The sequence below is a fragment of the Sulfurimonas indica genome (assembly GCF_009192995.1).
GTDB classification, from domain to species: domain Bacteria; phylum Campylobacterota; class Campylobacteria; order Campylobacterales; family Sulfurimonadaceae; genus Sulfurimonas; species Sulfurimonas indica.
Window position 1 is genome coordinate 1 of record NZ_SDID01000033.1, and the last position, 17,645, is coordinate 17,645.

At 33.9% G+C, this 17,645-nt stretch carries 16 protein-coding genes; 12 read left to right on the top strand and 4 right to left on the bottom strand.

Features of this window, described 5'->3' with window-relative positions; genetic code table 11:
* Positions 1-39: 39 nt before the first annotated feature.
* From ES948_RS10255 to ES948_RS10270, 4 genes are all read right to left on the bottom strand, one after another.
* Positions 40-318 carry an ATP-binding protein gene (locus ES948_RS10255; RefSeq protein WP_425505073.1) on the bottom strand — a complete coding sequence of 93 codons (279 nt, stop codon included), beginning with the start codon at positions 316-318 and terminating at the stop codon, positions 40-42.
* Between the two features lie 153 nt (positions 319-471).
* The gene (locus ES948_RS10260) at positions 472-855 is read right to left on the bottom strand and encodes a hypothetical protein (RefSeq protein ID WP_152184857.1); all 384 of its coding nucleotides are present in this window, start codon (positions 853-855) and stop codon (positions 472-474) included.
* Positions 856-866: 11 nt separating this feature from the next.
* Positions 867-2,687: a conjugal transfer protein TraH gene (locus ES948_RS10265; RefSeq protein WP_152184858.1), complete on the bottom strand. Its 1,821-nt coding sequence runs from the start codon at positions 2,685-2,687 to the stop codon at positions 867-869.
* Positions 2,688-2,798: 111 nt separating this feature from the next.
* Complete coding sequence (locus tag ES948_RS10270) at positions 2,799-3,953, bottom strand: DsbC family protein (protein WP_152184859.1); 1,155 nt, start codon at positions 3,951-3,953, stop codon at positions 2,799-2,801.
* Positions 3,954-4,055: 102 nt separating this feature from the next.
* Here ES948_RS10270 and ES948_RS10275 point away from each other — a divergent pair, with 102 nt between their 5' ends.
* The 12 genes from ES948_RS10275 to ES948_RS10325 form a co-directional block, all read left to right on the top strand.
* Entirely contained in the window at positions 4,056-5,171 is a 1,116-nt protein-coding gene (locus ES948_RS10275; RefSeq protein WP_152184860.1) for a hypothetical protein, read from the top strand.
* Positions 5,168-5,953 (top strand): SEL1-like repeat protein, encoded by a 786-nt coding sequence (locus ES948_RS10280; RefSeq protein ID WP_152184861.1) that lies wholly within the window; start codon positions 5,168-5,170, stop codon positions 5,951-5,953. The genes ES948_RS10275 and ES948_RS10280 overlap by 4 nt, the downstream gene beginning before the upstream one ends.
* A complete protein-coding gene (locus ES948_RS10285; protein WP_152184862.1) occupies positions 5,895-6,419 on the top strand; it encodes a lysozyme family protein in 525 nt (174 codons plus the stop codon). The genes ES948_RS10280 and ES948_RS10285 overlap by 59 nt, the downstream gene beginning before the upstream one ends.
* The gene (locus tag ES948_RS10290) at positions 6,416-6,961 is read left to right on the top strand and encodes an SH3 domain-containing protein (protein WP_152184863.1); all 546 of its coding nucleotides are present in this window, start codon (positions 6,416-6,418) and stop codon (positions 6,959-6,961) included. The genes ES948_RS10285 and ES948_RS10290 overlap by 4 nt, the downstream gene beginning before the upstream one ends.
* A 9-nt stretch (positions 6,962-6,970) precedes the next feature.
* On the top strand, positions 6,971-7,495 hold the full coding sequence (locus ES948_RS10935) for a hypothetical protein (protein WP_188109514.1): 525 nt from the start codon (positions 6,971-6,973) through the stop codon (positions 7,493-7,495).
* Complete coding sequence (locus ES948_RS10940; protein ID WP_188109515.1) at positions 7,492-8,052, top strand: TrbC family F-type conjugative pilus assembly protein; 561 nt, start codon at positions 7,492-7,494, stop codon at positions 8,050-8,052. The genes ES948_RS10935 and ES948_RS10940 overlap by 4 nt, the downstream gene beginning before the upstream one ends.
* Positions 8,033-8,689, top strand: a complete 657-nt coding sequence (locus ES948_RS10300; RefSeq protein WP_152184865.1) for a hypothetical protein — start codon at positions 8,033-8,035, stop codon at positions 8,687-8,689. The genes ES948_RS10940 and ES948_RS10300 overlap by 20 nt, the downstream gene beginning before the upstream one ends.
* On the top strand, positions 8,686-9,699 hold the full coding sequence (locus ES948_RS10305) for a TraU family protein (protein WP_152184866.1): 1,014 nt from the start codon (positions 8,686-8,688) through the stop codon (positions 9,697-9,699). The genes ES948_RS10300 and ES948_RS10305 overlap by 4 nt, the downstream gene beginning before the upstream one ends.
* A gap of 12 nt (positions 9,700-9,711) precedes the next feature.
* Positions 9,712-10,476, top strand: coding sequence for a hypothetical protein (locus tag ES948_RS10310; protein ID WP_152184867.1), 765 nt, complete (start codon positions 9,712-9,714; stop codon positions 10,474-10,476).
* A complete protein-coding gene (locus tag ES948_RS10315) occupies positions 10,473-11,108 on the top strand; it encodes a hypothetical protein (protein WP_152184868.1) in 636 nt (211 codons plus the stop codon). The genes ES948_RS10310 and ES948_RS10315 overlap by 4 nt, the downstream gene beginning before the upstream one ends.
* A 373-nt stretch (positions 11,109-11,481) precedes the next feature.
* Positions 11,482-16,875, top strand: a complete 5,394-nt coding sequence (locus ES948_RS10320) for a hypothetical protein (RefSeq protein WP_188109516.1) — start codon at positions 11,482-11,484, stop codon at positions 16,873-16,875.
* Positions 16,876-16,877: 2 nt separating this feature from the next.
* The coding region (locus ES948_RS10325; RefSeq protein ID WP_152184870.1) for a hypothetical protein at positions 16,878-17,645 on the top strand (768 nt) is incomplete at its 3' end.

Genomic DNA, 17,645 nt, shown 5'->3' on the forward strand with positions numbered 1-17,645 from the left:
AAGTAAAAAAAAGTTACAATTTGAAACTTAAACCACCTCTTAATTTTGCCTTATTTTGTTTGAAGATTTAGCTCCAAACTTATATAAATCTGAGTTGATAATTCCTGATTCTTTTTTCTCTTTTAACCTATAGCTGTCTCCTTGTATATTAATGATATGTGAATGGTGCAACAGTCTATCAAGAATAGCAGTTGTTACAACTTTGTCACCTGCAAATACCTGTGTCCATTTGCTAAAAACAAGATTGGAGGTAAGGATAGTGGAACCTTTCTCAGACCGTTCACAAAAAACTGCTGAATTTAACTCCGCCGTTGACAAGAAACAAGAGGATTGCTAAGGTTCAGGGGAATTTGAATGAGTTTATAGTGTGACAAAAGAAAAAATTAAAAAAACTGGATTAAAAATTATCAAAAAATCCGCAAATACAAAAGAATAGCCGAAAAAAGCAAAAGGTAATGGCACCTCTTGCGATTATTTTACTTTTTTCTCCAAATTCTCAACGCGACTTTTAAGATTAATCAATTGTATAAATATATTTTTAATATCATTTTCGGCCAATTTTATATATTCTAATTCACCCAGTTTAATGCTCTGTATCGAACCGTTTTGTATCTTGCTTTTTACTGTTTTTTTGCTTACAGAGAAAATCTGAGCATATTTATCAATAGGAACAAGAATGCTTTCATCTGCTTGACTTATTATTTCATTATATACAGAGTTTGTTTCAAAAAACTCTCTTAGCGCAAGATTGATTATCTTGCTCGTGTTGAGGTCGGAACCGGTCAATAATTTTAGGTTTTCAATTTTATCAAAAAGATCTATTTCAATATTTATTGATGTTTGTTTATATTTCATTGTTTTTTATCCTATCTTAACATGTTAGAGCGTTGTAGGTGCTGATTTTTCTCAATTGTACTAAAAATATCTACAATTAACTTGAAATCACGTGTATCTTGAATGACTTTATGGAATCTCTCTTGCACATTTTCTCTAATTTTTACCAATCTTTCTCTTTCTGCTTTTAGATTTTCAATTTTATCACCCCCAGCAGGAGTATCGTGTATTGAGCTGTCAATTTGTGCTATTAAAGAATCAAAAAAAGACGATGAAAACAAATAGGCATTATATTGCGCAAGTAATTGTTTAAGAGATGCTGTATAACCAGTTTCTTGACCGTCCTTTCTTTCTAATGTGGCTATTATCCTAAAATATTTGCTGGCGCCAGGAACCAATACTGGAATAATGGAGTTGCTATCTGCTGTAATTGGCTCATTTTCAAATAATCCAATATTTCCGTTAATTCCACTTTTTTCTTTAATTTTATATTTAATAAGCTTGTAGCTCTCTTTAAGTGCCCCTTCCCATTCAAGCTTTATAGCAGTGTTTGCATGATTTGAGGAGACAAGAGAAATAAATCGAATAACTTTTTTACTTGGTGACCCGGAAGTGCTGGTTGATGAAACAGCTTTTGCCTTGTATGTAAAATCACCAACAGTGATTTTATGATTATAAATATAACAATAGCCGTCACCGGACATACTGTCACCGGAAACAGTTTTCATTAAAGATGAGTCAGGAGAAAACCCGTTAATGATAGCATCGGCAACTTTGTCGGTACTTGAAACAATCGGAGAAAGATTTACATATGACGGGTTTTTTATACCTTTGTCACCATCGGCCATGTGTTCAATAGCAGAATCTGCTATTTTAGTTGGATTAACCTTGCAATATTCTCCGCCAGGAACACTTGTACAATCAGTTAGGTCTGTAATGCTTTTTAATCCTTTTGCGGAAAGAGCTGTGTCTCCAACAAAAACCAAATCTAAAAGGATTTTTGTTTTTAGCGCATCCAAATCAGAGGAATTAACAAAGTTTTTTCCGCCGATTGTTCCGTTACTTAAGAAGGTTGATAGATCTCCAATATACAATGTGTTTGTTGAAGAATCTTTTGGCAAGGCAGCATCGGTAATCTTGGAAGCTGCAACTTTAGAACTGATTCCAAAAACACCTTTAAGAGTTTTTAGAATCTCTTTAAGAGACGAACCTTTTTCGGCATCTTTGGCTGCGGCTGTTGTGTTTGAATCTGAAGAGCTTGTAAAGCTGTTTATCCAATTTGCAGAATCATCAACAAAACCACTTATGCCTTTATCTGCATTTTGTATAGCTATTCCAACATCTGAATTTTTTCCGGTAATTGTATTTCTGATTGGTCCAAACAGATCACTGTTTCCAATGCTCTGACCAATACTACAGGCGTTTTGTAAAAGGTTTTGTATTGCTCTGGCCCATTTTTGGATAGCCGCAAAAGTTTTTTGTAATCCAGGCATGCTCATCACAAGAGCAAGCATAACTCCCCATGCAAGTTGCGCACCGGCATCAGACAATTGGTCTTTAATATCATTTAGCCCAAGCATACTTACAAACATATCACCCGTACTGAAACCATTACATCCGGCCTGCCAAAGATTACCGGTGGTACTGCCGGCGTTTATCCAAGGAGCGTAACCGTTTGATTTTTTAAAAGAAAATTCATAACTGCCAGAATAAAAATACTTAGAACCGGTTGCAGGAGATTGCCACTCTGAAGATTTAGTATGTGCTGTATCTACTAAATCAGACAGATTAGCTGCATATGTTTGCTGGGAAAAAACAACAAAAGCCATAAATACACTTAACATTTTTTTCATGTTTATTACCTTTTTATTTATTTTAGAAACAAGAGTCTCATTGTAAAAAACCAAATTGACATAGATTCTTTAAAATAAGACACAGGCCAAGAGAAAAAAACTCTTGGCTCGCTAAAATTTCTGAATAACTCCATCTACATTAATAAAAACAGTTTTTTGGGGAAGATGCAGCTGTTCGTTTGCAAAACCTATTACCATCAAACTTTGCAGCGGAGAAAGATTGCTCTTATTCTTGTTTTTTCCAATAGACTGTTTTACTTTATCAAGCTCATCTTTAGAAAGTGTTCTGCCTGCAACAAATTCCTTGAAGCTAGCCAGACGCTCTTTGTTTGTTTTTTTATTAAGAACATATACTGTCTCAAACATTTTCAATTGACTGCCATTTGTAGGTTTTAAAAATATTATCATTTTGTGTGATTTTGCCAACTTATCGAGCTTTTTCATTGCAGAGGAAGAAATGTTTATATCTGTAAAAACATAAAGCGTATCATTACCTGTGCCATAAGTGATGTAGTTGCTTTTCTTCATAAGTTCGTGAAATACTCTAGGGTTTATTTTTTCAGGAGTAATCTTGTATTTTGACATAAGCGAGGACCAATTGACTCTTTCTCCTTTTAGTGTAAACATCGAAGGAGTGCCTCTGACACCAAGAGCATCAGCAACATTTTGTCCTTTTTTTAACAGAGCATAAAGTTTTTTGATTTTTTCTTTTGAAAACTTATCAGCATTTAGAAAGTCTTTTTTACCATCTGAAATATCTGAAAGTGCTTTTGCCCTCAGTGCATCTGTTTTTTGGGATAATATATAAAGACTCATCTTGGTGGCGTTTTGATGAAACGAGAGAGGAAACAAAAAGACATGAAATTTTACTTTATCTTTTAAAGCGCTCCATTGTTTCTCAAATTTTTTACAATAAGGGCATTCTGGATCAGTGAATACTATATATTCATTTTTACCACTTCCAAACTCAAATGCCTGTTTTTTTAAATCAACTTTGCTCATATCTACCGGAATTTTTAACTCTTTTGTTGTGTTTGTATTAAAAGCTCTTCCGAAAATAATCGTTTTCTTGTCGTGTGTCAAAAACGCAGTTTGTCCTTTTCCTAAATCCAGTTGATAGATATCTCCTTGGTCTAATATCTTTTCGACTTTTATTTTTGCTTTTTTCAGCAAGGGAAGATTTTCAATATTTTTTTTGTCAACAGGCGATGCCATAAGAGAAGAAGACAGGATTCCTGCAATTACCGGAAAAAATAGTTTTTTCATTAAATATTCCTTGATATATTTGAATTTATTGTACAATTATATTATAATTCTAAATATTTATCAAATATATTTTTTAACAATATGATAATAAAAGGAAAATTAGTGAAAAAAATTCTCTCCATACTGCTGCTGGCCAGCACGATGTATGCAACAAATGTTGAGATTGTTAAAAACGATCGCACAAAAACGTTTAATCAGGTTGATGATAACTATTCAGATGAAAAAGGCTTTGCGTTTTATGAAGATTTATCACAAAAAAAACAAAACAAAAAGACTGCAAAACAAAAAAACTGCTGCAGTGAATTGCTGAAAATAAGTAAAAAAATTCTCAAAGAGAATGAAAAGCAAACAAAAATACAAGAAAAGATTTTAAAACTATTGCAAAGTTCATTGGATCCAAAACCAAAAAAAATAACAGTAAATGGAAGAGAATGCATAGAGAATTCAAGTGCAGAGTGTTTTAAGATGCCACTAACGCCAGAAGCAAAAAGTATTCCAGCAATGGCAGCATGGATGAAAGATCCAAATATGAAAAATACAGTAAATTATCTTCAATGGCAAGCAAAATATTTTAAAGAGATTTTTAAAAGAGCAGATGCCTTGCCGATGGCTGTGACACAATTTGGAGATAAAGCGTACCCTTTACCAAATCAACCAATCGGCTATACTGATATAATGGGCTTCGACAATAACAAACAACAAATAAAACAATTCATGAAAGAAGTAAACAAAAAATATTCATACATACTGTTTCTTGGGCTAAATGTGGACCTGGATATGATAAGTATTTATGAGGTTTCGCAACTAATAAATAAGTATCCGAACGTTGAGCTATCCTTCGTATTTAGTGACAAAAAGGCTGAAAAGATGTTCAAGCAAGCCATGGATGTGCTTTTTTCACCAAAAATGAAAGAAAGAATAAACAAAGGAAGTATGACAATCAGCAAAAAGCTGTTTAACACATATGGAATTTACACAACACCATCTATTGTAGCAGTAAACAAAAAAGAAAAGACTGCAAACACAATTAGTACGGGACGACTCCAGATAGACAACTTAGAAAGAAAAATGTACAACCTGCTAGAGTATCAAGGAAAACTAGACTATAAAAAATTCATAAAACACAATACGTGGAATAAAGATGTAAATTATAGAGATCGTTATTTCAAAAACAAACTAGGAATTGATATAAACAGTTTCATGAAGGAGAAAGAATGAAATTATTACTTGTATTAATTTTCTTAGTTTCGGGAATTTTTGCAAAAGATATAGTGTTTGAACAAAACGAAAATGTAAAAAAAGAGCAGAGAAAACTTATAACAGTAAAAGATTATAATGATTATATTAAGACAATGAAAAGCGCAATAAAATATGGCGACTATTCTGCGGCAATATATCTTGGTGCCCTATACATACAAGATATTAAATTAAAAGACAGAGTAATGAAAGCAGATATAAGAAAAGCAAAAAAATACTTTAGACTTGCATACAATAAAGGATATGGTTTTGCTGCTTTCTATTTATCAAAACTTGAAGAGCCAAATGAGGCCATATTAGATATTAAAAATGCACTGTATATGAAAAATACAAAGAAAAAAATAAGAGAACTTTTGGCAATCAGGTATGCAGAAATCGTTCTTAATAACGAAGAGCTCTACAAAAATAAAAAAGCAATAGAAATGGCAATAGCGGATATTAACCCAATATCACTCCGTTCAGATAACCCAATATTGGATTTTGAATTGGCCCATTTGTTTTTTCTTGACAAACAATATAACAAAGCAAATAAGTATATAAACTCCGCATGCAATAATCCAAAAGCAGGTCCGCAACTATTGGCGCTTTGCCTTAATGATCCTTATTTGAATAAACGAGGCGAAAATGAAAAGATTGATGCAACAAAAAAATTACAAAACATTAGCGATAAAATGGGTAGTCTTGATGATTCTGGCAACAAAAATAGATGCACAGCAACTCTCAATGGAAAAAGAAGTGAATAATTGCCAAATTGACAATCAGATTTTGCTTTTAATTGCAAGCGCAGAACGATGTAATCAGCGGGAAATAGGGTATCCGTATTTAATATCTTTTAATAGCAAAAAGGAGAAGGAGCAGGCAAGGAAAATTGCAAATTTCAAATGGATAGATAATAGAACTGCAGATTGTTTGGATGCGAAAAACTGCACAGAAGCTCTTACATTCTTGCTTAAAAACAAAATAACAAATCTTGACCTTGGGCCATACCAACTAAACTATATATATCAAAAACTTCCTTTGCAAGACTACTTTAATGTCAAAAAAAGCTACGAATACGCATGTGGGTTAATTTATCAAAATATCAAAAAATACGGATACAGTTGGGACACTATAGCAATGTACCACTCTCATACAAAAAAACACAAAGAAAAGTACCTAAGGATACTCTCTGCCAATATAAAAAAATTAAAATCAGGAGCATTAAAATGAAAAAAATATCTTATTCGATAGCAACACTATCTATACTACTTTCCGGGTGCGTTCAGCATGAAGCACCTAAGCCAAAAGAAGTTAAAGAAATTATAAAAGAAACAAAAACAGTAAGAGAAAAATACTATGTACAGACTGACAAACAAACAAAACAGGCAGTTTCTATTCTGATAGAAAAATATGGTGCACTGAGTTATCAAAACAAAAAACTGCAAGAGTATATAAAACAGCAAGAAAAAAAAATAAAAGAGCTAAACAAGAATAAGGCTCAAAAAATAAAAGAATCTATCACTAAAGAAAAACCAAAAGACCAAAAGAAAACCTCTAAAGAAAAAAGCATATTAGGGGTTTATAAAGTAAAAACTTTCGCAGTGAATGTCAGACAATACCCAACAGTAAAAAATTCTCGAATTTTATATTGCCTGTATAAAAACAATGTTGTTGAAATTATTGGCCAAAAAAATGATTGGGGAAGGCTCAAGGATGGCTCATGGATATGGACCAAAGCACTAAAAAAAATAAAAAAACATTCTAAAAATTAAGAAGAAATGATGCAGGCCACAATACTTGATTTTTTTATGAACAATCAAAATTTTTCCATCATATTGATTGTAGTTTTAATAGAGAGACTTAAAAATTACACATCAGGAAATATAGCAGGTGTGTGGATTGCAAATTTTATTGGTACATTTTTTCACGAACTGGCACACTTTGTTGTGTCGGTATTGCTATTTGGAAAGCCGGTAAAAGTATCACTATTTCCAAAAAAACAAGAAAATGGTTATGTGTTGGGTTATGTGGAATCAAGCAACGTCACATGGTACAACGCACTCCCGATCTCATTGGCTCCACTCGTCCTTATTCCTGTAGCTTTTTATTTCAAGGAGTATTTCTTTGTCTTTGTAGATCAAAATGTTTATACATACTTGTTGGAAATTTTTATAACTGCAACATTATTGGAAAACGCAATCCCGTCTTTGCAAGATTTCAAAGTGGCTTTTTCCAATATAGGGTTTATATTTTATATTGCTATTGTCGCAGCTTACTTTTATTACTACAAAGGATTTACATTATGATAAAAAAATTCACTCTTTTTTATCTGATTGCATTGCATCAACTTTATGCACTCAGCCTCTCTGATATGCAGCCAGCAGATATGAGCTACTTGTACAACAAAGAGTTTAATAAAAAACTTCCAAATTTAAGTCTAAAAAAAGATGATTCGCTGCATCCGACACTGCTTTATTTTTTTTCCAAAAGTGTTACAAGTACAACACTTAAAAACTTTCTAAGCAGAGCTAACAAACTGAAAGATATAAAAACATATGTTGTTTTCAGGGGATTTGATCAAGAAGCTAAAGAGATAATGATGAAACAAGATAAGCAGAGACTCCTTGTTAAAATACATCCATTTCTTTATACAGAGCTGCATATAGAAAAAGTACCTGTTGTTGTTTATGCGCTTTGTCCAGATGAATTTAGATACAAACAATGCAAATATCTTTTAAGAATGGATGGGGATATGAGTTTAAACAAATTTTTTGAAGTTGCAAGCAAGCAGGATGAAAACTTATTGCGGTATTACAATATTCTGGAAAATGATGGAGTAGATGATGATAAAAAAAATAATTAGCGCACTGATGGCACTTGCTGCTATAAATATTTGTGTAAATGCGGATGAGATGAGTAGTTTTACAGCAAGCAACACAAATATACAGTCGGGTGATGATATTAACCTAACTATGAATTATGTGGTAACTAAGAAATATCAACTGCATTTAAACGCCTATAATAATCAAACGAATGATGAGCTTTCTCCAACATTTATTGCGCAAGATTTAAAACATGTGATATATAGGGTTCCGGATAATGTTGATTATGACATTAAGATTATTGCAAGTTTGTTTGAAGACGGAAGCATTGTTGATAGTAAGGAATTGGTTTTGAGTACAGAAAAACATGTTAATTCTCAAGCAGACTGTCCGTCATGGTCCATTTATAATAACGGATATTGTTGGGCTTGGGCATCTCCATGTTCAGGTGGATGTTCAACAATTACATTCTCAAGAGTTCCATCAGGATGGAGATTTGCAACAGCAGCAGAATGGACAAAAAAACCAGACAAAACAGCATTTACATCAACTGGAAATTGTGCTTCTTCTTATTTTGATATAAGATATGGGCATTGTGATTGGCAAAATACTCCTGTGTATCAATATGATAGTAGCTATAATGAACTTTGGACAATTTGTGATGGAGATTGCAAATGAAAAATAAGCTATTTATATTTTTATCCATATTGATGATATTTACTACAAATTCTTTCGCATTGGGAAAAAAACCATGCCTCGATCCTTTCTCAACAATCAACTGGGGTTTCTTTTTTGATGATTTACTTATAGGTGGCTATGGGGATGGGAACCATAATCCAGTATGTTTATGTTCAACAACAAGCGATGGAGTTCCTGATATTGGTTTAAAATTGCGATTAACCGAACCAATAGGCTTTATCGAACTGGTAAGTGAGCCCGGAAAATTCCCATGCTTTATGAAAGATAGCTCAAAAGGCGGGATTGCAAAACTAAAAAAAAGAGGTACGCCAAGAACATACAGAAATGGACACTATTATCAATATCCAGTGTTTGCATTATTAAATTTTGGGTTGGACCAGTTGTGTGTTGCAAAAAACATACCACTAGACCTTCCTTTTATCGGAGAATTAAATCCGGCATGGTACGACGATTTTACGGCTGTCATGATTAATCCGGTGGCATTGTTGGTGGCAAACCCCATTGGGGCTTTGGCATGCTTATGGGATTGTGCAACAGCCACATTTAAAAAACCAACAGAGTTTTTAAGTTGGTGTAACGGATGTTGGCAAACAAGAAGAATCGGGACCGGACGACCTATGGGAGAAAATGGTCCGGTGGATGACGCGGCTTTGGCTATGTCAATTCTTGATTTTCAGCATATGGGTTATATGTTGCCCCAAACAATAGAAATACCAGGGACCTCCACGGTCCCTTTTGCAGGTGGGGCAACTCTTAGTTCAGCTAACGATTTAGCTTGCGGAAAAACAACTAACTATTTTCCAAAAGTAATAAAAAATCAATATTTTTTGCAAATTTCTTACCCTATTGTTTCAGACAAAATCATTACACCAGGAGAAAGTGCAATGATTTGGTCAAATTTTAAAGGTGTCCCCACATACCAAGATAGAATATTTACGGTATGGAGAAGAAAAGTGTGCTGCGTAGGCGTTGCGCATTTATTATATTAAAAAGGAAAACACATGTTAAAAACAATACTGATTCTAATAATGGCGCTAAATTTATATTCACAAGAAACTAACACGGAGAACTTAACAATAGATGATCTCGGAACTTTTTTTGTTAAAAAACTAAACTTAACCGACGAGGAAGCAAAATCAAGTGCTGACGAGTTGCTTGAAAAAGGAATGGTGATTTACAATACAACTTTACCAAAAAAAACAATAATGTACCAAGGGAAAGCTATTGAGTATAATCCGTCCACAAACAAAAAAAAGTCAATGAAGTATTTGATTGCCTCAGGGTTACTTGGAAATCCTCAGGCTGCAGTAGTAGCAATGGATTATCTAAATTTTGATGGATTTATACAGGGTGGAAAAAAATACAGACTTGAGCTGGCAAAAGTTTTAGATAAAAATGGCTACCTGTATGGTACTTACATATTAGGCATGTGGTACAGTATTCAAGGAAGAGACAGAGATCTTGCTTTGCATTATCTTGGCATCGTTAATGACTATTGTAAAAATAGAAAAAATGACGCAATAATATCTTTGACTATAGATAAATATTATGAAGAAGATGAAAACAAAAAAAGACAAGAGGGGATACGAAGATGCAATATTGCAAACAGTTTCTATAGAAATATAAAAAATCAAACCTTTACAACGCCTACACCATCAACTGATGCAATTGAACAAAACAAAAAGATGAAAGAGTTAATGAAGAATCTAATGATCAACAAACAAAAAGATGCAGTTGAAAAATATCTACAGGAACAAGACAAATGAAAAAGATAGCCATTCTCTTGGTAAGTTTTTGTGCGAGTCTCTTTGCAATACAGCAACCTGTCTTTTTGGGTACTGAAGGGAAAGTTTTTAAACCAGCAGAAAAAGATATGTATTTGGTGTTAAAAGAGAAGTTTAGAAATTTTGAAAAAGACAATAATTTGACCAAAAAATTCAAAGAAATCCTTAAAAATAAAATGTATGTAGATATGAATGTAAAAACATGCGAACAAGACAAAATTTACAACAAAAAAATAATTTACATTGTTAAAGAAAATGTTGTTTTTCAGGGGAAAACAATTGCAAAAAAAGGAGATGAAATCAATCTTTTGGAAAAAGTGAGACTTGATGGGCTTGCTATTTTTACAAATTATACTACAGAAAAAGAAAAAAATATTTTAATGACGATAATAAATCAATATGAAACAAGATTAAGAATTTATGTGACAAAAGGAGATATAAATAGATTAAAAAACGATATAGCTCATTTTTTTCCAAAAAGAAACAATATTATTGTTGGAAAAGCGCCGAAAATATTACTTAAAAGATTTAATGTGCAATGTGTGCCATCAGTAATGTACCAAAAAAATTATGAATTGATAACTACAGAAATCGGAGTACAAAAAGATGAATAAAATTATATATAGTTTAGTCATAGGTACATTTCTTTTTATCAATATTCACGCCGATACAATAGAGCAAGACAATCATGCCCCATTTTCACTGAGTCAACATCTGAAAATAGGAACTTATATAGGAAATAGTTTTGCCTATACGCTTGATGGAGAAGACCCGGATGGCGACGAATTCTTTTTTCAGTTAGACGATCCGACAGGTTTGGCTTCTCAGGGGGTTAATTGTGATTTTTACCACACAAACCAGCTAAATTGTAGCATTAGTGAGGATTTATCAATACCGGAATCGAGCACATGTGTTATGAAGGACAACTATATACAATCATCGTGCGCAACACTACAAGTTGCGTACCATATAATAGATGACAAAGGGATGCAGTCGTTAAAACACTACAATGTAACACTATATATATCAAACAAAGAAAACAATACTTCAGGTGCATTTGAGACGGATATTACAAAAAATCCGAGAGCTTTTTTGAATGAAATGCAAGGAAAAACAAGATTGAGCGATTATGGAAATATTGCAAACAGCAATAACATAGGTGCAAGTATGCTTAATTCGGATATGTTTGCAGATGGAGACAGTCAGTTTGGAAAACAAATGAATCTCTCTAAAGATATTATAAATAATAAAGACATGGAGGGGATGCAATCAGATAGACTTAATGAAACATCCGAAGGGGTGACAGCTTTGGGGAACACAGCTACAGATCCTGACTTTATTAATCAAACATACTCAGAAGGAATAGCTAGTCTTGGATATGACAGTATAGGTGCCCCTGTCAACTGTGTGATAGAGAGAAAAAATATGCAATTAGAGAAATATTTTATATGCTCAGCGGATCCAATGATAAATATTGATCAAACTCTAGCAACAAAATACTACGCAATAGCAGGAAATGAGCCGGCTGCACTTTCTACTTGTGAGTCAATGTGTAGACAAACGGCAACATGCGACCCTGAACAAACAGAAAATCTTGTTGACTTCGTAAGGAACAGAAATTTTGTTGACGAAACAGTGTACTCATCAATAATAAATAATATTAAAAATATTGACACTGTTGACAGAATACGAGTATTTATTAAAAATTCTTCGGGAGTTTTACAAGACAGTTATGATGTGAATTTGACAACTGAAATATCAACGGGTGACATATACTGGGATGATTCAATAATACCATCACGCAGACAGATTGGAAATCAACTACAGATGAATGTAAGCTTTATGGGTGATTCTTTTTATTCAAGCACAATAACCGGCAATACATTTATCTTGCTTCCAAAAATTTCATATTGGGCATCAATCAACAATAGAGAAGTGTTGAAAAGTTATGATGCATCACAATTATACACGATTGTCTTTTCAAACAATGGAACAAACTACAGGTGTCCACTGCCAAGACGAACAGAGCAAACATATGAGGACGCCGTCTCTTGTAATAGTGCCTGTGTGCAACAAGATGAATGCGTAATGTTTACTGATTCATCTTACGATGCACAAACTGCAGAGGAGATAGCAAACTATTGTAAAGATACGGTAGTAGCAGGAAATAGACCATTAGAGGAACTTGTGGAGAATGGAGAATGCGTACTAAAAGATGAGTATGTAATAGACAATTACAATAATCCAACGCATTATTATGTCAGAGATTTTGTACAAGTGGACCCATATAGACCTGAAATAGGTTTCTTGTCGAGTGCTGATGTGTTAAAAAAAGAAAAAGCTGTTGAAATAGCATATGCTTTTGGAGACATGATTAATAGCGGGAGCGACAGGGGACAAAAAGATGAAATAAACAAATTAAACACAAACCTTTTTACAGATTTTGATTTTCATGAAAGCACAGACATGTTTAAGACTTTGCCTGTTGTATCTGGAGCTTCAGTGGCAAATATGGATATATCTATTTTGTTGAAACTGAATCCATCTTTTTTTCATAAAGAGAAATTCAAAGAGTCTGTCAGAAGTGAACTGACAACAGATAAAGAAAGGATGATTTACGATGCCTATGGAGATGTTCTGCAAAGAATTCCAGACGAAGATGGAATGCAATATTGGTTGCAAAATACTTCAAACATAAACGACTACGAATCAATTAAAGAAGCAATATTTAACGGAGCAATAAATTCTGACAACACGGTCGGAATAACAATCGGAATCTTAACTGTGGATGTCCCTGACTTTATAGATGAAAATACAACAATCCGCACAGAATTTAAAATATTAGACAAAAAAGGCGAATTTAGAACAGCTTTTGTTACTGGCCCAGCCATAGATTACACCTCTAAAGATAATAATTACATTATAGGAGACTGGGAGGGTGGCGGCACCTGTTATGAATCATCTGTATCAAACTGCAACAGTGGGTTGCAGCGAGGAATCGCAAAACGTGATTCTGCGGGCTGTCCAATTAATTCAAGTAAATTAAAGTGTTATTATCAGCCAAGCAATGTTACAGGGGCTACAGTTTCAGAAATAGTGCTCAATGAGTATTTGCAAAAAATTGGAAGAATGCCAGAATATGATGGTTTTTACTATTGGATAAATGCCATTAAAGATGGAATGAGTATAAATGATTTTCATAACAATTTTGACTCCGCAGTAACAGCAAATTTGCAAAATTTAGACGAAGGAAGCTTTCTTGACACAAATGTGACAGACACAAGTATACAACTAAACTCAATGCTTCAAAATTATATTTATGCAAGAGGCGGGTCATTCAATCCTGCAACTATAAGTTTTGAAACAGGTTCCTTAACCTCAGCAACACCATCGGACTTTATGATAGTAAATCCTTATGTGTATAACGAACAGCTTAAAAACAACTATATGAAATTAAAATCATATTTTTTAACGGAACCAGCAACGGGAAAACCTATTGATGTGGCGCAAGATAGTGCACTTTCAGAAAATTCATCATTTAATCACACTTATCATTTTTTATTTGCTTACGTTGATAAAGCGCCGGCAATGAAAGATTTAACTGTAAAAGACTTTATTGACAGAGTGTGGGATGATTACAGAAATCATATTAAAAAGTATTTTGTTTGGGACTATGTTACGCGTTCAATGGCAACAAAAAAGCTTACAGATTCAACAACAGAATGGAAAAACCATTTATTGATTAATAGATATGGGTCGTATTTCAATACTGACAGTTTTTCATATCTTGGAGAATCTGATTTGATTACAACTTTTTATGAAGATGCGAGCATTGAAAAAAACGACAATGTATACATAGCAAAAAGAGGAGATAATTATATAATAAAAATGAATCCTCTTGGACAAAATTATGAATATCACGAAAATGCTTGTCCCGATAATCAACAATATGATGTTAGTACAGGAAAATGTACACAAGAAACATCCTCAACACTTACGAGTGAACCAATCTGTGTAAGCGGAACTTACAATCAAAACACAGGAAAATGTGAAGGAACCACACTTGGCACAATAAGCATTTCTGAATATAAAAGTTCAAGCAGTTGTCTGGAGATTAAAAAAACACTAAATGTCAATATAAACAATATTGACGATGTCTTAAGTTTTAAAATAGATAATGCACAATATGATGACTTCTTGATGGTAAAAGTAAATGGACATGTTGCTGGAATAGGGCCATACCCAGGCGACAATATTTTGCTGAGCTCATGGAGTCCTTATGGAATTGTGGATGTGTACAACAACGGACAGGCAACAGAATATGCCTGTGAACAAAACAGACGAGGGTATTTTACAAATAATATAGATATAAAGCAGTATTTGTCTACAGGACAAAACACCATAGAGGTAACACTTTTTGTAAAAGGCGGTGGTATGATGGGGGTAAACTTTTCAATAAATGGAAGCGGTGTGTCGTGCGGAAATGACGAATGTACCCAAAGTGCAACCGTAGTTCAAAGTCAAACCGATCCATCTTGCATGGCGGGGTATACGCTTAATACGATTAGTGGATCTTGTGAAAAAGAAGAAACAAATATCACGACAAGCGAGCCGTCTTGTCAAAACTCGTCAGACCTAATAGATGCATCAGGTCAATGTTATGAAATAATACCATTGTTAGGCACCTACGACAAAAATGGATACTATTTTGCATATCTTCAAAAAGATGGAGACAATAATATAAAATTTATCACCCCAATTGTAGCGTCTTCCCCTATACAGTGCACACAACATCCATACAAATGCGAAGCTACACAACAAGTCTTTTATTCGCAAAATAGTTGTGAAAATTATTGTAATCAAAGTTGTGTGGAAGAATCTCAGCAGAGTTCTTTACTTCCAAACAGTTTTTATAGTCAAGAGGAATGTGTAAATTCATGCATAAAGTATGAACAAAAAACTTTGCAAAGCGTTAGAATGCGCTTAGTGGCAAAAAACGACATACTTACACAATCTGGAAATATCTCAATTGTTAAAAACAGCAGCACATATGGAAATGGCGATTTTTCTAACGACCTTTATTATGCTGATGGAAATATCTATCTAAGTCAGACAAACTCAGGGATTGATTTGGGGGAGTTTGAAAACGGGGACAGTTTACAGATATCTTATGGCACGACAAGCGTTAATCAAAACAATATCATTGGATTGGCAAGAGTAAATGATTCATATATTGACGGGGTTCAGTTTGGGTATGTTCCTTCGGAAACCTTGGATAGTTGTGTGAATATGCACGCTTATTATCCTAATATGGGGATATATTTACAAGTTGATTACAATAATGACGGTATTTATGATACAGACATTAAAATATCTGAAACATTTCTGTGCCATCCGAGCACGATCAAGAGCGTTATTCAAAATATCTCATTTGAAGGGGATAAAATAAATTATGATTTTGTGCTGCAGGACGGAAGTATTGTTCACCAGAGCAAAGATATTATTGTTGACAATAAGGGTGAATGTTACGCAGATGCAAATATTACAAACAATATTCCTTTACCGCAAACGTATGCTAGCAGTGACTATATACCACCGGCAACAATTTTGCAATCTAATGAAATAAACAGCACTATGCGTTTTGCAAGAAAAACAGTGCTGTTTTCGCTTGGAACTGTTGATAGAAACATGCAGACATATTATGATTTCTACAGTCAAAATGGCAGTGTAGAGGGATTAAACAACGAAATTAACATAAACAATAATATTCCAATTCCGCTATATCAAGGTGTTCACCAGTCGGATGATTTTGATGTGATGCTAAAAGATACCGGTTTTGATTCCGGTATTAATACTGCAGTTGGTGACTATAAGCTAAAAGTTGGGTTTGGGTTTGTTCCATGGAATGATTGTAGGAATTTTGATGGGTTTACAACAAGTCTAAAATATGATTACATACCTAAAACCAATTGTTCTTCATATGGTTCATTGTATCATTATTCCGATTATGCTAAAAAATGCATTAGTCAAAAATTTGTAGACAATCAAGGAAATTACTATTGTCCATATGGAGTATTGAGTGGAGATAATTGTGAAGTAAACCCAACATGTATAGAAAATTGGGACGAAGACCCTGTTGACACATCAAGATGTTATAAAACTACAATAAGCAGCACAGAAGGCACGACAAAAGTATGTAAGCCATGGTGGAGAATCATGAGAGTTTACGATTGCAGCGGAATGGTTACGGATAATGCCTACAATTTAATAGACAATATTACATCGGGGCCTCCGAGATTTGTAAATGTGTGCACACAACAGGAAAAAATCTATAAAAGTTTAACAATTGACAGCGATGGCAATATTGTAGAAAGGGAATAAAAATGTGGTTTAAAAAAATAGTTAATATTCTGGTTTCATTATCTCTTCTTCAGTCCCAAGTGCATATTGCGACAATAGGTGCAGTATTTATTGCTACTTCAGTGCTTAACGCAGAAGTTATTGTTGATACAAGCGCAAGCACAGGCACAAGCTCACCAGTTGGCAGTAGTGGCCAAGAGTCGGTCCCGGTAGAAGAAGATACGCCGACATTGAATGCTCAGTGTTTGGTGTACTTTGATGTTTTACAGAGCGACACATGTAAACAATACTGGCTGGATGTCGGCAGCGATAATATTGAAGATTTGCAAAATGGCGGGGATTCCCAAATATTTGAAAGTTGTCTTAAAACAAATTGCGGAAGTTACCCAACTGCAGGAATTCCACAAGAGCAGACATATCCTTATATTATGGAAACAGTGAAAGGGTGTACACTTGAAAGCGAAAGAACCGTAAACGGAAGCGGACTTAATATTACAGAATGGCTAAAAGCTGATTCTTCAGATGAAAACAATATAAGCACAACACAAACAAGTATAAAAACAATACCGTATAAATTACTACAATACACATGTCCAAGTTACAGCGAAGATGTTTGTGTTGCATCGGAAAGAGTGATGCAGTCGCCTGTAATGTGTTTCAAATCAAACATATCAATAGACTTGAAAAACAGTATAAAAGATTGTTTATCTGGGGATACAGGTGCTTGTGATAATGTAAACAATAGTGGCGGCATTGGAAATTTTGTATTTTGGCAATACTGTGATGCAGAT